Annotated in this window: 17 protein-coding genes and 2 pseudogenes; 16 read left to right on the top strand and 3 right to left on the bottom strand. The window is 62.9% G+C overall.

Going from position 1 to position 13,981, the window contains the following annotated elements:
* Nucleotides 1–37: 37 nt before the first annotated feature.
* A complete protein-coding gene (locus ACFWEM_RS12025) occupies nucleotides 38–772 on the bottom strand; it encodes a hypothetical protein (RefSeq protein ID WP_003942731.1) in 735 nt (244 codons plus the stop codon).
* 262 nt (nucleotides 773–1,034) lie between these two features.
* Between ACFWEM_RS12025 and ACFWEM_RS12020 the strand changes: the two genes are divergently transcribed.
* The 13 genes and pseudogenes from ACFWEM_RS12020 (at nucleotide 1,035) to ACFWEM_RS11960 (ending at nucleotide 10,968) form a co-directional block, all read left to right on the top strand.
* Nucleotides 1,035–1,391 carry a YraN family protein gene (locus ACFWEM_RS12020; protein ID WP_378533771.1) on the top strand — a complete coding sequence of 119 codons (357 nt, stop codon included), beginning with the start codon at nucleotides 1,035–1,037 and terminating at the stop codon, nucleotides 1,389–1,391.
* A pseudogene (locus ACFWEM_RS12015) lies at nucleotides 1,391–2,821 on the top strand (YifB family Mg chelatase-like AAA ATPase); the annotation flags it as partial. The gene ACFWEM_RS12020 and the pseudogene ACFWEM_RS12015, both read left to right, overlap by 1 nt.
* Nucleotides 2,822–2,829: 8 nt before the next feature.
* Nucleotides 2,830–4,275 carry a recombinase family protein gene (locus tag ACFWEM_RS12010; protein WP_378533769.1) on the top strand — a complete coding sequence of 482 codons (1,446 nt, stop codon included), beginning with the start codon at nucleotides 2,830–2,832 and terminating at the stop codon, nucleotides 4,273–4,275.
* A 325-nt stretch (nucleotides 4,276–4,600) separates the two neighbouring features.
* Entirely contained in the window at nucleotides 4,601–4,780 is a 180-nt protein-coding gene (locus ACFWEM_RS12005) for an excisionase family DNA-binding protein (RefSeq protein ID WP_378533767.1), read from the top strand.
* A complete protein-coding gene (locus ACFWEM_RS12000; RefSeq protein WP_378533765.1) occupies nucleotides 4,777–4,911 on the top strand; it encodes a hypothetical protein in 135 nt (44 codons plus the stop codon). Before ACFWEM_RS12005 ends, ACFWEM_RS12000 begins: the two co-directional genes overlap by 4 nt.
* A gap of 174 nt (nucleotides 4,912–5,085) precedes the next feature.
* Nucleotides 5,086–5,505, top strand: coding sequence for a hypothetical protein (locus ACFWEM_RS11995; RefSeq protein WP_378533763.1), 420 nt, complete (start codon nucleotides 5,086–5,088; stop codon nucleotides 5,503–5,505).
* Complete coding sequence (locus ACFWEM_RS11990) at nucleotides 5,502–6,848, top strand: AAA family ATPase (protein WP_378533761.1); 1,347 nt, start codon at nucleotides 5,502–5,504, stop codon at nucleotides 6,846–6,848. The genes ACFWEM_RS11995 and ACFWEM_RS11990 overlap by 4 nt, the downstream gene beginning before the upstream one ends.
* Before the next feature lie 519 nt (nucleotides 6,849–7,367).
* A complete protein-coding gene (locus tag ACFWEM_RS11985; protein ID WP_378533759.1) occupies nucleotides 7,368–7,613 on the top strand; it encodes a hypothetical protein in 246 nt (81 codons plus the stop codon).
* Entirely contained in the window at nucleotides 7,603–7,887 is a 285-nt protein-coding gene (locus tag ACFWEM_RS11980; RefSeq protein ID WP_378533757.1) for a hypothetical protein, read from the top strand. The genes ACFWEM_RS11985 and ACFWEM_RS11980 overlap by 11 nt, the downstream gene beginning before the upstream one ends.
* 478 nt (nucleotides 7,888–8,365) lie before the next feature.
* Entirely contained in the window at nucleotides 8,366–8,863 is a 498-nt protein-coding gene (locus ACFWEM_RS11975; protein WP_378533755.1) for a P27 family phage terminase small subunit, read from the top strand.
* Nucleotides 8,860–9,252 carry a hypothetical protein gene (locus tag ACFWEM_RS11970; RefSeq protein WP_378533753.1) on the top strand — a complete coding sequence of 131 codons (393 nt, stop codon included), beginning with the start codon at nucleotides 8,860–8,862 and terminating at the stop codon, nucleotides 9,250–9,252. Before ACFWEM_RS11975 ends, ACFWEM_RS11970 begins: the two co-directional genes overlap by 4 nt.
* A complete protein-coding gene (locus ACFWEM_RS11965) occupies nucleotides 9,236–9,418 on the top strand; it encodes a hypothetical protein (protein WP_378533751.1) in 183 nt (60 codons plus the stop codon). Before ACFWEM_RS11970 ends, ACFWEM_RS11965 begins: the two co-directional genes overlap by 17 nt.
* A gap of 308 nt (nucleotides 9,419–9,726) precedes the next feature.
* Nucleotides 9,727–10,968 carry a phage major capsid protein gene (locus ACFWEM_RS11960; protein ID WP_378533749.1) on the top strand — a complete coding sequence of 414 codons (1,242 nt, stop codon included), beginning with the start codon at nucleotides 9,727–9,729 and terminating at the stop codon, nucleotides 10,966–10,968.
* Nucleotides 10,969–11,031: 63 nt separating this feature from the next.
* Here the strand turns inward: ACFWEM_RS11960 and ACFWEM_RS11955 are convergent, their stop codons facing one another.
* Together ACFWEM_RS11955 and ACFWEM_RS11950 are read right to left on the bottom strand one after the other, a co-directional pair.
* Nucleotides 11,032–11,268, bottom strand: coding sequence for a hypothetical protein (locus ACFWEM_RS11955; RefSeq protein WP_378533747.1), 237 nt, complete (start codon nucleotides 11,266–11,268; stop codon nucleotides 11,032–11,034).
* 103 nt (nucleotides 11,269–11,371) lie between these two features.
* Nucleotides 11,372–11,710, bottom strand: a complete 339-nt coding sequence (locus tag ACFWEM_RS11950; RefSeq protein ID WP_378533745.1) for a hypothetical protein — start codon at nucleotides 11,708–11,710, stop codon at nucleotides 11,372–11,374.
* Between the two features lie 100 nt (nucleotides 11,711–11,810).
* Here ACFWEM_RS11950 and ACFWEM_RS11945 point away from each other — a divergent pair.
* The 3 genes and pseudogenes from ACFWEM_RS11945 to ACFWEM_RS11935 all read left to right on the top strand — a co-directional run.
* A pseudogene (locus tag ACFWEM_RS11945) lies at nucleotides 11,811–11,912 on the top strand (hypothetical protein); the annotation flags it as partial.
* Complete coding sequence (gene dprA / locus ACFWEM_RS11940) at nucleotides 11,909–13,036, top strand: DNA-processing protein DprA (RefSeq protein ID WP_378533743.1); 1,128 nt, start codon at nucleotides 11,909–11,911, stop codon at nucleotides 13,034–13,036. The pseudogene ACFWEM_RS11945 and the gene dprA, both read left to right, overlap by 4 nt.
* Before the next feature lie 404 nt (nucleotides 13,037–13,440).
* Nucleotides 13,441–13,800, top strand: a complete 360-nt coding sequence (locus ACFWEM_RS11935) for an Lsr2 family protein (RefSeq protein ID WP_003942721.1) — start codon at nucleotides 13,441–13,443, stop codon at nucleotides 13,798–13,800.
* Nucleotides 13,801–13,981: the final 181 nt, after the last annotated feature.

Raw genomic sequence — 13,981 nt, 5'->3', positions numbered from 1 at the left:
TGCTGGTAGCTCGGCCGATTTACTAATCTGAACTGAGTCAGCTCATGTTGCCGAGCACATTGCCCAAGACACCGCTGATGACATTGGTCATCGACCCCTGCGGGTCGGTCAGGGAGCCGAATACCTGGCCTGATCCGGAGTTGAGTGAGCCGAAGCCCATGTCCTCGAGGCTTCCGGCGCCCGCCTCGACGGGGTTCGGCTGCCGGATGGTGACGCATACGCCCATCGGGTTGATGTTCCAGTCGCCCGCCGCCAGCACAATGTTGGTGCCGGCGCCGCTGTCGAGCTGCGTGCCTACAACTGCGTTATCGGGAACTTTGTAGGTGGTTTCCAAAGCGATGACGCCGCCGCCCGCAGTGGTCCATCCGCCGCCCTTTGCCACCACGGAGTTGTTGCCGACAACGACGGTCTTGGTGACGTCGTCCCACTTCTGGTCGCCGATAAGCCATTTGACGTTCAGGCGAGCCTTGACCAGCTGGAATCCTGCCGGGTGGAAATCGCGGATCTGATTGACGAGGGCTCCGGAACCGGAAACCTTGGTGATGTAGGTGACCGTCTGACCCGCGGCGACCTTTCCATCGCCGACAACCTCCTTGCTGACGGTGTACGGCGTCCCGAGGGAACCGGCCCAACTGTCGGTCACTGACTGGTTGAGCGCGCAGGCCGGCGCTGCTTGTGCCACCGAGGCACCAAGTCCAACAGTGACGCCGGCGGCGATGAGAACGAGGGAAGTGGTGGTGGCTACTGCGTGGCGTAGTGAGCGGCGGGCCATATAGAACTCCATTCAGCGGGGTGCGTGACGGTTTGAGCAAAACTGTAACTAGTTCTACTGGACTTTCGTCCAATTTGTGGGGATTTCAGAAAATTGCCGGAATGTGCGTCGTTGTTGGTGTGTCGCGCTGCCGAACTCCACAGGTTCTGAGTTGTCAACAGGTTGTTTTTGGGTGGCTTGGTTTTGTGGTGGTGGGTCGAGGGTGGTGGTTGGGACGCGTTTCGTATGGGCGGGCGCGGTCGTGTGAGTGGTGGGGGCTGCGATGGCGAGGAATATGGCGTTGGGTGCTCGGGGCGAGGATGTGGCTGTCGAGTTCCTGATCGATGCGGGTTTGGAGATTGTCGAGCGTAATTGGCGTTGTCGGTACGGCGAGTTGGATGTGATTGCGACGTCCGGGGATCGGATTGTGTTCGTGGAGGTGAAGACTCGCTCTGGTGTCGGGTACGGGAGTCCTGCGGAGTCGGTGACGTTCGCGAAGCAGCGTCGGATTCGGGTTTTGGCGATGCAGTGGCTCACTGATTCGGGCCGGTCGTGGTCGAGGGTGCGTTTCGATGTGGTGGCGGTGTTGATCGGCCGCGACGGCGAGCCTTCGGTCGAGCATTTTGTGGACGCGTTCTGATGGCGTTGGGGCGGGCGCATTCTGTTGCGGTCAGTGGTGTGGACGGGCAGATCGTGGAGATCGAGGCGGATATCGGGCGCGGGTTGCCGGCGGTGCATTTGGTGGGGCTTCCGGATACGGCGTTGCACGAGTCGCGTGATCGGATTCGGGCGGCGGTGACCAATTCCGGTGAGGAGTGGCCGGACAGCAAGGTGATTTTGGCGTTGTCGCCGGCGACGTTGCCGAAGGTGGGCAGTGTTTACGATTTGGCTTTGTCGTTGTCGGTTCTCGATGCGGCGAAGAAGTTGCCGCGGAAGTTGTTGCGGGAGACTGTCTTTTTGGGGGAGTTGGCGCTCGACGGTCGTTTGCGGTCGGTGCGTGGTGTGTTGCCTGCGGTGCTTGCGGCGAAGAGGGCGGGGTGGGGGACTGTGGTGGTTCCAGCTCGGGCGTTGGCTGAGGCGGGCCTGGTGAAGGGGATCGAGGTGCTGGGCGCTGACGATCTGTCTGCGGTGATCGGGTGGTTGCGTGGTGAGTTGGCGCTGGCTGTTCCTGATGTTTTCGAGCGTGCTGATGCGGTGACGGTGCGGGATCTGAGTGAGGTTGTCGGGCAGACGGATGCTCGGTGGGCGATCGAGGTTGCTGCGGCGGGTGCGCATCATTTGATGTTGACGGGTCCGCCGGGGATCGGGAAAACGATGTTGGCGCAGAGGCTTCCGGGGATTCTTCCGCCGTTGACGGAGGGGGAGTCGTTGGAGGTGACGGCGATTCATTCGGTGGCGGGGGTGTTGCCGGAGGATCGGCCGTTGATAGATATGCCGCCTTTCATTGCGCCGCATCACAGTTCGTCGGTCAGCTCGTTGGTGGGTGGTGGTAGTGGGATGGCTCGTCCTGGCGCGGTCAGCCGGGCTCATCGCGGCGTGCTGTTCCTCGACGAATGTGCGGAGATCGGGGTGAAAGTGCTCGAAGCGCTACGCACGCCACTCGAAGACGGGGAGGTGAGAATTGCCAGGCGGGACGGAGTGGCGCGTTACCCGGCGCGATTCCAGCTCATCCTGGCCGCGAATCCGTGCCCGTGCGCGCCGCCCCGAGACGCGGATTGCGTCTGTGCACCCGCGGCACGTCGCCGATACCTGGGTAAATTGTCCGGCCCGTTGTTGGACCGAGTCGACATCAGGGTCCGGATGCAGGCCGTTGCAACCGGAGCGCTGATCGACGAAGTGGGGGAAAGCACCAGCGACGTTCGTGCGCGTGTGGCGGCAGCTCGAGACACCGCAGCTCAGCGGTGGAGCGAGTACGGGTGGCGAACCAACGCGGAAGTGCCAGGGCCGGCTTTGAGGCAGAAGTTCAGACTCTCGCGTGCCGCGTTGGCGCCGGTGGAACGGGCGCTGCGTAAAGGGGTGATCACAGCTCGAGGGGCGGACCGAGCGTTGCGGGTCCCTAAGGCTATAGCTTCGCAGTTATGAGAGTAGCGGCCTACCTGCGCCAATCCATGGACCGAGACGGTAACGAGTACGGCATCGAGCGTCAACGCAAGGATATCGAAACCCTTGTGGCACAACGAGGATGGACCACCGTCGAGACGTTCGTCGACAACGACGTGAGTGCCACCTCACGTAAGCCGAGGCCCGCCTTTGACCGCATGATGCAAATCGTCGACGAGGGCGGTGTCGATGTCATTGTGTCCCGTCACGTTGACCGTCTGTTGCGCAAGCTGGCCGAACTCGAATCCGTGATGGAACGGTGCCAGGCCCACGGGGTCGTTATCGTCACGGCGTCCGACGGGGTGGATACCTCGACCGACGGCGGTCGACTCGTGGCCCGCATTCTGGCCTCGGTGGGCCAGGGTGAGGTGGAACGCAAGTCGGCACGCCAGAAGTCCGCGACGGCGCAGGCGGCGGCACAAGGCCGGTGGATCGGGGGTCGGCGGGCGTTCGGTTACGAGGCCGACGGCGTGACGATCCGGCCCGGTGAGGCCGAGGCAATCCGTGAGGGCTACGCCATGATTCTGGCCGGGGAACCCGTGACCGCAGTCATGCGCGCATGGAACGACCGGGGCCTGATGTCGACACAGAACAAGCGGGACGGCACGCCGAACACGTGGGCACGCGGGGGAACCCGTGACGTTCTACTCAACCCCCGTAACGCGGGCCTGCGCCGCCACCGCCCCGAGAACTCGAACAACGTGTTCAGGCAGAACCCCGAGGAATTTATCGTGGGCCGCGCCGAGTGGCCGGGAATCGTCGACGAGGACACGTGGCGGGCGGCGGTTCGTATCCTCGTCTCACCCGACCGGCGGCGGCCCGCTATCAACGCACAGGCCCTACTCACGGGCGTTGGCCGGTGTGGCCGGTGCGCCGCCGACGGCATCGACTCGACCATGCACACCGGTGGCGCACGGCGGCACTACCGCACCTATCGGTGCAAGACCAATCCCAGCCACCTTGCACGCCAGGCCGAACCAATCGAGGAGTACGTCGAGGCCGTCATGGTCGAACGGTTGTCGAGGCCCGACGCGTTGTCGGTGTTCGCGCCGACCGTCGAGGCGGTAACCCGCGACCTCGGTGCCGAGGCCGACACGTTGCGCCGACGCCTCAACGACTTGGCCGAGGACTACGCCGACGGCGCGGTGACCCGTCAACAGTTCCGCACTGCCAACGACCGGGTGCGGTCCCGCCTCGGTGAGTTGGAAACAGAAATGGCCACCGCCGGGGCCGCCGACCTCGTGGCACCCCTTGTCACAAGTGGTGACGTAGCGGCGGCGTGGGCCGACTTGACGACGCCCCGTAAGCGCAACGTAATCGACGCCCTGGCCGTTGTGACGATGCTGCCATTGGGGCGTGGCCGCCACCGGTTCACACCCGAGTCTTTCGCGGCAACCATCGAAATCAACTGGCGTGCAACGTGAGTCATGCACAATCAAACCCCGATGTTCTGAGGGGTAGCAGTTGCAGGGCGGCGGGCAACTCGGGTAGAACTGTCATAGCGGGTTCACAGGCCCGCCGGTGACGTTCTCAGTCACCTGACGCACGCGATGTCGTAGGCACGGGAGTACAGGTTCACCAAAAGCGGTCATGCCGCACCTGGAAACGCAGTCGACCCCGAGGTACATCACGACTTCCTGCCGCCTGGCAAGGGGTGCCCTCGTTTCGGTGAGGGTCCGGTAAGCCCGCCTGTGGGGCGCTCCGGCGGGTGCTCGGTACAGAGACCACACCTGTATCGGGAGCACCCGCATGGACCGCAAACTTATTACATCTGTCGAGGCTGCCGACCGGATCGGAGTCGACGACTCGACGATCCGTCGGTGGGTACGTAACGGCAAGCTGCCCGCGTTCCGTTTGGCGGGCCATGGCCTGCGCATCGACATTGCCGCCGTCGACGCTCTGCTCATCCCGACGGGTGACGCGTCGTGATTGACCCCAAGGTGGTGCGCGCCGTCGTCGACAAGGCCCCGCCACTCACCCCGGCCCAACGTGACCGCCTACGCGCCGTCATGGGAACCGCGAAATCACTGCCGCGCAACGCCATTGGTTGCGCCGCATGACCGCCCTCATGGTTGCCGTGTACGGCACCATGCTTGGTTACGTCCTTGAATTGGCGCGTAATGCGCGCCGCACTCTCTAACCGCCAACCCCGCCAGGCGACCCCGCTGCACAGAAACGCGAAAAACCCCGGCACGCCCGCCGAGGTTTTCGCACTGCACATATCAAGGGGAAAAATGACTGAGACCGATAGTACCCGTTCAGAGCGTGTGGACGCCGCCGTGTTCGCCATGATCGGCGCCCTACGTGCATTGCGTACCGCGCCGCCGGTCGAACGCCCCGCGTTCGAGTTGCGGGCTGGAACCGTGGCGCAGTGGCAAGACCATTTCGACAACGGTGCCGAGGCCCCCACGGTGTCGTTTGCGGCCTCGGTGGCCCCCGCCGCCGAGGGGGCCGACGTTGGTGAACTCATCGTGGCCCTCGAACAAGTTGAGGCCGATAACGCCGCCCTGGCCCGCGTCCACCATTGGTGGATCCAACATCGGCGGCACCTCGGTACCAGCCTCGGTGACGCCGAGGCCGTGTTCACCCGGCAACTCGAAATTGTCCGCTATGTCATCGACTACCACGACCCGATTACCGAGGCCGCATCATGACCGACACCTACGAACCCGCGTGGTTCCAAGCCCTCGACAACCGCCAGCAACGGCGCGCCCTGCGGTGGATGAGGGGTGAGGTGGAACGGCCCACGTTCCTACCCGAGGACGTACAAGGACCGGTGCCGCGCAAGGCAACGAAATCGCAAGGGCCGGAACACGCTTCCCGCGTTACCGTGCAATCGTCACCGGTTACAGAGTCGGTCGACGACTTCGTGGCCCGGTTGGTGAACCAAAAGGGTGCCGACAAGCTGGCCGCCGCCCGCACCGCCGCCGAGAAGAAAGTCGGGGCGTCGTTCCGTAGCCGCGCCGACCTGCGTGCCATGCCCGCCCTCGAACCGTTGGTCGACGGGTTCCTGTACCTCGACACCGTGGCCCGCCTTATCGGCCCGCCCGGTTGCTACAAGTCGTTCCTGGCCCTCGATTGGGCGGCCTCGGTGGTCACAGGCACGCCGTGGCACGGCCAGGGCGTGACACAGGGCGGCGTCGTCTACCTCGTGGGTGAGGGCGTGCGCGGTATCGACGCCCGCCTCACCGCGTGGGAACGGCACCGCTACGAGGGCAACCCCGCCGAGGTCGAGGTGTTCGACGGCATTGTGGACCTGGCGGCACCGCAGACCGACGCGGCCGAGTGGGTGGCGCTGGCCCGCATGTTGCAGCGTCGCAACCCCTCGTTGATCGTCATCGACACACAGGCCCGCTACACGCCCGGTCACGAGGAAAACAGTTCCACGGAAATGGGAATCCTCGTCAATAACCTCGACGCCCTGCGCAGGATCACCGGGGCCTGCGTCCTGCTGGTCCACCACACCACTCGTGGCACCGACCACGGGCGTGGGTCCACCGCTATCGAGGGCGGCGTACAGACCGAGCTGGTAATGACACCCGGCAAGAAAGGCACGGTAAAGCTCAAGACCGAGAAGCAAAAGGACATCGACGAACCGGAACCCGTCGAGTTGCACGCCGTGGCCGTCGAGGGCACCACCTCGATAGTCCTCGACACCGCAGACCTCGGTGTCGACCCCCTCGACCTACCGGCACCGGAACGGGTCAACGCGTCGTCACCGATCCACGAACGGTTGGCGCGGGCCATTTTCGAGGCGTTCAACCACGGCACCACCGGGTGTACCAAAGCCGAGGCCAGGGCGGCCATGCAGGCCGACAACGACCTCAAGATCGTCGGGGACAGTCGGGCCGTCGGTCGCCGGTTCCCGCAAGCCTGGTCGACGCTTGAGGGGGCGAACCGCCTCGAAATGCAGGACAGTCCCGCAACCGGCTACCCCGTTGCCAAGTACAAGATCACCGACGCATACGCCGCCGAACTCGAACTCGGTGAGCTGTGAAAACGGCCAGGTCGAGGGTGCCCGCTTGGGTGCCCGCATGGGTTGCCCGCAAGGTGTGCCCGCTTGTGCCCGCAGGCATTTACCGGTTGGGGTGTTTGCGCAGGCCAGGGCCAGTGCCCGCAAGTTGCCCGCTTGTGCCCGCAAGCAATGCCCGCCAAAAGTGCCCGCGCCCCCTTTCTATAGGGGGCGGGCAATGGGGCATTCGGTGTTTTCGATTCGAGAAACAGATACCGAGGACGGGGCCGATTCCTCGATCGCCACCGAGGGGCACCGGCCAACAACCGCCGACGGGGCACCGGCCATGGCACCGGTCAACAACCACAACGGGCAACGCGTTACTACCGAGAGACGAGGCCCACCAATGACAGTCCGCGTTATCCGGTCGAGGCGGCAACGGCCCCAGATTGTCCGTGTGGGCGGTGGCCTAACGCCGACCCACCACGAACCCACGACCGACAAGCTCGACGCCCACGAGGCCACGGCAAGCCAGCAACACACCACCGACGAAAGGCATGACCGATGAGAACACCACCCGCACAACACCGCGCTTGGGCCGCACGCGCCGCACTCATCACCACGCGCAACAGCCAGGGTGAGATGGACCTACTCGTGCAACAGGTCGGGCAACACGAGGACGGTTTCAGTGACCTCATCATGGCCCTGGCCTACGAACTCGGGAACATGTTCGTGGCAACGGGCAACCTCGACGCCCTGGCATCGTATGCCGAACAGGTACAAGCCGAGGCCCTGGCCAATGGCGCATAGCAGCGACCGGCAACGGCGCATAGCGGCGGCCAGGAAGGCCACGATGGCCGATCCGTGGTTTCAGTTGGTCGAGGATGCACTACAGGACCGCCGCCGACGCGCACGGTTGCGGGGTTCGGCCTACGTCGACGAGGACTGTCGGACAAAGCACACGGTGGTAGCCGCCCGGTTGGCAAGGCGGGCGGCGGCCTCGGCGGCAATCCTTGAGCGGTACAGTGCCAACGGCGTCGAGGCCCTGGCCGTCGAGGCATCGGCCCCTGAGAACGTTGCATAACCGAGTGCATATTATGCAACGGTTTATGCGTGGCACTGCGTGCCAACTTTGAGCGTGACACGCGGTGTCGCCACCGCTATCGAGGTCATTCTCGACACCGAGGGGTAGGGGGTCGGAATTTCAGGCCCCTCAGTTGAAAATCCACCCCCCTCCTTCCGACCTTAGGTGCACGCTCAAGCTGGCCAAACGGCTGTGAGCGTGGCTCTCAGGGCCGGGAATGCCCACGTGAGGCGGGGTGTCCACCCCCTCGGGCCGGTGTCGGCGGTCCCTATCGGGGCATTGGCGGTCTAGACCCCTTTAGTAGGGCACCCTAACCTGTGACACTGAGTGACACCGCGTGCCACCCGAGTGCATGGTTATTCACAAGGGTGGATGAACGAGGTAGGGTGACGGGTGTTCCTTGAGAGTTCGGCCTTGCGCCGGGGCCGGGTTTGTGGAGATCCGGCCCCGGCGTTCCATTCCACGAGAGGTGTCACCGATGCCCACCCCGCAACCCGCAAATCTCAAACTGTTGAACGGGCGTGCCCCTGGCCGAGATTCCGGCGGGCGCAAGGTGATTCAATCCGGTATCGGACGTGGAGTGCCCGACAAGCCCGCCGACCTCACCGCCGAGGCGGCGCAGGAATGGGACCGCCTCGTCGACGGTAGCGGTATCAGGACGTGGCTCAAGCCCGCCGATAGGGCCGCATTGGTCAACCTGTGCGAAACGTGGTCCGAACTCGTGCGCCTCCGAAAGTATCTGCGCAAGAACGGTTTCAAGCAACGCACGACGGTGCGTGACGCCGCCGGGGCAACCACGACCAAGTACGTCGAGCGGCCCGAGGTCAAGCTCTACAAGGCGTTCCTGGTCGAGCATCGTCTACAGGCCACGGCGTTCGGTATCACGCCCACGAGCGAGACGGCGGCGGCACGGGCCACGGCAACCGACGCGCCGACCGGGGATGCCAACAACCCGTTTGCGAGTGGTCCACGATGACCGCCGAACTTGACGCCTTGGCCGCCCACTTCGATACCGCCGCTCTCGGCCTCGTCAACTTCAAGGGTGACGGCCCACGCGACCCCGAGGCGTTCGACCTGCGCATGTATTGGACCCTCGGCAAGGGTGGCGCGAAAGTGGCGTGGGGGTACGCCGGTGACCACCAACGATGCACCATTGCATTGGGTAAACACGTGGGGGAGGACCGCGCCAAGCGGATATGCGCGTCCTATCACAAAGACCTGTTCGGTGTGGCCCCTCGTGAATCCGTCGTGGCCGCCAAACCGCCCCTACCCGACGGGTGGGATTTCGACGCCGACTCACCCGAGGATGCGATGCCACCGGAACCCACCGAGGATGACGAGGACGAGGATGACGACGAGCGATAACGAGGCAGTGGTCGACGACGCCGAGACCGGCGTCGAGTTGGACCCCTCGACCGGCCAGGAACTGGTATCGGTCCCGATCCGTGAGAGTGATGTCTTTTACGACGCCGCGCATCACATGATGACCCGTGAGGCCGCAGTGGGTTGGGACGACAGGTTGTGGACTTAAAGCGCTACTGAGGTGATTCTCAGGGGTAGTGCTACCCCTGAGAATCGTTGTGGTGCAACGTGAACGGTTGGACTCTGGGGGAATAGTCGTCTAGTGTCGGTCTCGCATTGAATGACGCCAGACGCAACGGTTGCCGGGTTCACCGGCGGCATAGGCGGGCCGTGGAAGTCAGTGCCCTATCGTGCGATAGCCGAACCGTGATCGGCCACCAATGTGGCGGGTTGCCATTCGGAACGCGGGCCGTAGGAACTCACACAATCCATGTGGCGCAACGCAATCCGTTGTCGCCGTGAGTCCTAAGGACACCCATGAAAATCAAGCTCAATGCACTCCGCACCGCAATCAAGGCCGTCGACGAGGACTCGGCGGGCGTCACCCTTGTTGAACGGCGCGCAACCCTCGTTGCCGAGGGCCAGAAGGTGCTTACCGAAATCAAGGCCCTCGACGAACCTGACGCCGAGGCGGTCGAGGCAGTCAAGTCCGCCGCCGATCAGCTCAAGGTTCTCGACGCCAAGATCGAAAAGGCCGACGCGTCGGCTGGCGTCATGCGCAAAATGGCGGGCCTCGAACCCAGTCGAGGCGGTGGCACTTGGGGCGGCGGCACCGGGGGCGTCAAATTCCTCGGCCTGTCGACTGCGCAGGGCCGCAAGGCGGCGGTGGCACCCTTGGCCAAGGCCATGGCTGGCCCCGATCCGCTGGGAAAGGCCGTGGTGCCCGACGGGACCGCCGTCGGGACTATCCCGCTGGTCGGTGTTTTCGAGCGGCCCGAGTTGCCCACGTCGATTCTCGACCTGTTGCCAATGCGCACGGTGGCACCGTATTGGTCCTACCTGCGTGAGGTAGAGCGCACCGACAACGCCGCCGTGGTGCCCGTCGGTGAGGTCAAGCCGACGAGCGTCTACCGCGACGAGCGCGTCGAGGACCGCCTACGGGTTGTGGCGCACCTGTCGGAACCAATCGACAAGTACATCCTTGAGGATTTCGGTGTGCTCTCGGAGTACCTACAGAACCGCATGATTCGAGGTCTCAACCTCGGCGTCGAGAAGGCGATTCTTACCGGCGACGGCGCGGTGTCCGCAGGCCCGCCGAAGGTCGACAACATCAAGGGCATCCTCAACGTCTCGGGTGTCCAGTTGCAGGCGTGGGCCACCGACCTGTTGACGACGATCCGCAAGGGCATCACCGCCCTTGAGGTTCTAGGACACGAGGCCACGGCCCTCGTGTTGTCGCCCGCCGACTGGGAAAAGCTCGAACTCACACGCCGCGCCGGTGACGGTGCGTTCGACCTCGGCCCCGCCAACTTGCCGGTGGACCGCGCCAAGCGTCTCGTGTGGGGCGTGCCGACGGTGGTGTCGAATATCCTGCCTGCCAAGACGGGCATTCTGATGGATACCTCGGCGGTCGAGTTCGTCGGTGACGGCCAGATCGGCGTGGAGTGGAACCGGTTCTCGGGGTTCACGACCAACGAAATCATGATGCGCGTCGAGGGTCGGTTCGGCGTTGCCCTCACCACGCCCCTCGGTGTGGTCAAGCTGGCCACCGCCGCGTAACCCGTTAAACGACCACCGCCCCGACCCTCACACGAGGGCCGGGGCGGTGGTGTATGTCGGGAGTCAGTTTGCCGACGCGACACTTGCTTTCAGGGTGATACTGGTGTTGCCCTGAGTCAGGACTGCGGCCTCGTCATGAGTAAACCGAAACCATTTTCCCGGCGCAAATACGGCCAGGACGTTCTGGGGAACAGGGTTCCCGTCCTGGTAAACGTGCAGATGGCCGTCGGTGACGGACGCGTACGCGGCGTCCTGGAACGAGTAACTTTTGTTGTCAGGGCCGTAGACGATGCCTGCCATGTGGAAGCTCCTAGAGTGGTGGAACGGGACAGTCGGAAGGTTACGGCAGGGGTGCGACAGCTAGTGCCGACGCGAAATCGTCGACCGGGGTCATCCGGTTTGGCTAGCGGGAAAAGAGCGTGTCAGATTCACCGAACGCGGCATCAACCTCGTCGGCGGCATCATTCAAGACCTTGGCCAGGCGGCGTGCCTCCTCGGGGTACATGGACGCGTTCATGCCGTACAAACCGGTACTCGTCGAGTCCACGGCTGTGTTCAGGAGGCGTTCGTTTTGTAGCCGAATCTCAATCGCCCGGTTCCGTGTTTTCTCGCTCAAGATCGAGATTTCGACGCTGAGTTCGTCCGGTTCGTTGATCGCATGTTCGTCGCTGGGGAGGCGATACACCGCATACGTCGGTACTTGGAATGTGGCAGCTGTTTGGTTGTTCTCAGTGTTGGACATTGGCAGACCATATCGGGCCTTGTCCGTCGTGTTCGGTGTTACTCCCGTGATACTGCGGTGTTACTCGGTAGCCGGGGCCTTATTCCGCTATCTAGTTGCTCTTGGCGTTGCCTGGAGCGTCGCCGACTTGGCAGGTGAGACGATGCCCGGACCAGATCAAGTTGTCACTGCACTCGACTTCCGAGACAGAGGATTCCAATGACTGCACACGATCCACGACTACTCGCTTGGGCATATCTGTCCCGCGTCGTGCAAGGGCCCAGCGCGTACATGTCCATGTTGATCGACGAGCTCGGGATCGAAGAAACTGCGAGGGCGGTCCGCACCGGCGATCTGCCACCCGCGATCGAGGAGAAGACGCGAGCGCGCGCTCACATCGACACAGCCCAGCGAGACCTCGACCTGATGGCGGCGATGGGAGGCAGACTCGTAACACCGAACTGCGCCGATTGGCCGGCGTGGCGAATGCTCTCCTTCGACGGACTCGATGCCGCCGCCGGCGAGATCGCGCCATTTGTGTTGTGGGTGTTGGGGTCTGGGGATCTGGTAGATCTGACCGAGAGATCGGTTGGGATTGTCGGCACGCGGGCCTCGACTGCGTACGGCGAACACGTGACGGCAGAGATTGCCGGTGACCTGGCTGTCGACGGATGGACCGTGATTTCCGGGGCGGCCTTCGGTATCGACGGGGCCGCGCACCGCGCTGCATTGGGCGTAGGGGGAACCACAATGGCTGTCTTGGCCTGTGGCGTGGATCGTGCCTATCCGTCAGGGCATGCGCGACTACTCAAACAGATAGCGAGTTCGGGTGCAGTGATAAGTGAATATCCACCGGGCACAACACCTGCAAAGTTCCGATTTCTGGCAAGGAATCGACTGGTTGCTGCATTGTCGGACGGCGTAGTGGTCGTCGAGGCGGGCTGGCGCAGCGGGGCACGCAATACTGCCAATTGGGCTCGGAAGTTAGGCCGCCCCGTGATGGCGGTGCCCGGACCGGTTACCTCGGCATCGTCGACCGGATGTCACCGGATGATCCGCGAAGGTGAAGCGCACCTCGTCTCCAATGCCGTGGACGTAGTCGAGGCGTCGGGTCCGTTCGGTGTCGGTGATTCCGCGGAGGATGTCGCCGCGACGCGTGACATCGACGCATTGCGAGGCAATTCTCGATTGGTGTACGAAGCTTTGCCGGGAACAGGTTCCCGTAGTACCCGTGAGTTGTCCGAGGAATCGGGATTGCTCATAGCTCAGGTTCGTGCAACTCTTCCTCTGCTCGAACTCGAGGGGTTTGCGAGTTCTGATTCGAGTGGTTGGTTTCGGACGCGGTAGCGCGAGAACTTCATTCTGCTCTTCCTGTGGGCAGGTGGCGATGCTCACTAACTGTTCCTGCGACTGCGAAACGTGAATACCCTCGCGGTGCTGGTAATTGCACGTCAGGGCTGTTTTTCGTGAACTTGCTCGGCTGTGTGCAGCGTTATTCTCGCCCCTGCTATCCAGACCTGGCGGTGAATTTCAACGGGCCTCAGGAAAGTCTCAGGTCAATGTGCTTAGACGTCTGATTAGTCTGGATCACAGTGAAGGCGGGTATTGATTGGTATGTCGTTAACCCGCTGCTAATTCGGACCATTGAGTCTGTTCGGAAATGGCAGAGGTTTTCGGACTTCTTTTGTTCATCAACGCTCTATCTGTGTATTGTGAAGGAGAATTGAATCGATCATTGAAAGAGGAGTGCAATGGCTGAGAAGCTGATTCGGCAACTCATCGACGACCTTGACGGTAAGCCGATTGACGATGGATTCGGTGATCGAATTGAGTTCTCTTACCAGGGAACGGATTACGTGATCGATCTGCGCGCCACCAATGCGGAGAAGTTCGACGCTGCGGTGAAGCCGTTCGTCGAGGCAGCTGCGAAGGTGAGCGGAAAACGCGGTAAGAAGGCTCAGGCTGCATCTCCGCAGGCCACGTCGGGTTCCGGACGCTCCAAGGAGACGCTCCAGGCCATTCGCGACTGGGCGGGTAAGAACGGTTACGAAGTTGCTCCGCGTGGGCGTATCAAAGCGGAAATCATCGACGCTTTCGATGCTGCACACTAGGCTGAATTAAATACCTCCTCTGGCTCCTGGCGAACCTCGTCAGGAGCCAGAGGCGTATTGTGACCCGGAAGCGTATTTTACTGTTGCTTTGCTAATTTCTCCGATAGTGATGTCTTGCCTGATCATCCGCTGGTTCGTGAGCCGATAATTTGGCTGCCATCACATTTACCGGGCAGAGTGG

Source organism: Rhodococcus sp. NPDC060176 (assembly GCF_042728675.1).
GTDB lineage: Bacteria > Actinomycetota > Actinomycetes > Mycobacteriales > Mycobacteriaceae > Rhodococcus_F.
This window is presented reverse-complemented; position numbering and strand designations above follow the sequence as displayed.

Bases quoted from the DNA above. Each gene is read 5' to 3' on its own strand.
- ACFWEM_RS11980 (WP_378533757.1), top strand. From the start codon at position 7,603: ATGGCGCATAGCAGCGACCGGCAACGGCGCATAGCGGCGGCCAGGAAG.
- ACFWEM_RS11960 (WP_378533749.1), top strand. From the start codon at position 9,727: ATGAAAATCAAGCTCAATGCACTCCGCACCGCAATCAAGGCCGTCGAC.
- ACFWEM_RS11955 (WP_378533747.1), bottom strand. From the start codon at position 11,268: ATGGCAGGCATCGTCTACGGCCCTGACAACAAAAGTTACTCGTTCCAG.
- ACFWEM_RS11990 (WP_378533761.1), top strand. From the start codon at position 5,502: ATGACCGACACCTACGAACCCGCGTGGTTCCAAGCCCTCGACAACCGC.
- ACFWEM_RS11970 (WP_378533753.1), top strand. From the start codon at position 8,860: ATGACCGCCGAACTTGACGCCTTGGCCGCCCACTTCGATACCGCCGCT.
- ACFWEM_RS11975 (WP_378533755.1), top strand. From the start codon at position 8,366: ATGCCCACCCCGCAACCCGCAAATCTCAAACTGTTGAACGGGCGTGCC.
- ACFWEM_RS11985 (WP_378533759.1), top strand. From the start codon at position 7,368: ATGAGAACACCACCCGCACAACACCGCGCTTGGGCCGCACGCGCCGCA.
- ACFWEM_RS12025 (WP_003942731.1), bottom strand. From the start codon at position 772: ATGGCCCGCCGCTCACTACGCCACGCAGTAGCCACCACCACTTCCCTC.
- ACFWEM_RS12005 (WP_378533767.1), top strand. From the start codon at position 4,601: ATGGACCGCAAACTTATTACATCTGTCGAGGCTGCCGACCGGATCGGA.
- ACFWEM_RS11965 (WP_378533751.1), top strand. From the start codon at position 9,236: ATGACGACGAGCGATAACGAGGCAGTGGTCGACGACGCCGAGACCGGC.
- ACFWEM_RS12020 (WP_378533771.1), top strand. From the start codon at position 1,035: ATGGCGAGGAATATGGCGTTGGGTGCTCGGGGCGAGGATGTGGCTGTC.
- ACFWEM_RS11950 (WP_378533745.1), bottom strand. From the start codon at position 11,710: ATGTCCAACACTGAGAACAACCAAACAGCTGCCACATTCCAAGTACCG.
- ACFWEM_RS11995 (WP_378533763.1), top strand. From the start codon at position 5,086: ATGACTGAGACCGATAGTACCCGTTCAGAGCGTGTGGACGCCGCCGTG.
- ACFWEM_RS12010 (WP_378533769.1), top strand. From the start codon at position 2,830: ATGAGAGTAGCGGCCTACCTGCGCCAATCCATGGACCGAGACGGTAAC.
- dprA (WP_378533743.1), top strand. From the start codon at position 11,909: ATGACTGCACACGATCCACGACTACTCGCTTGGGCATATCTGTCCCGC.
- ACFWEM_RS11935 (WP_003942721.1), top strand. From the start codon at position 13,441: ATGGCTGAGAAGCTGATTCGGCAACTCATCGACGACCTTGACGGTAAG.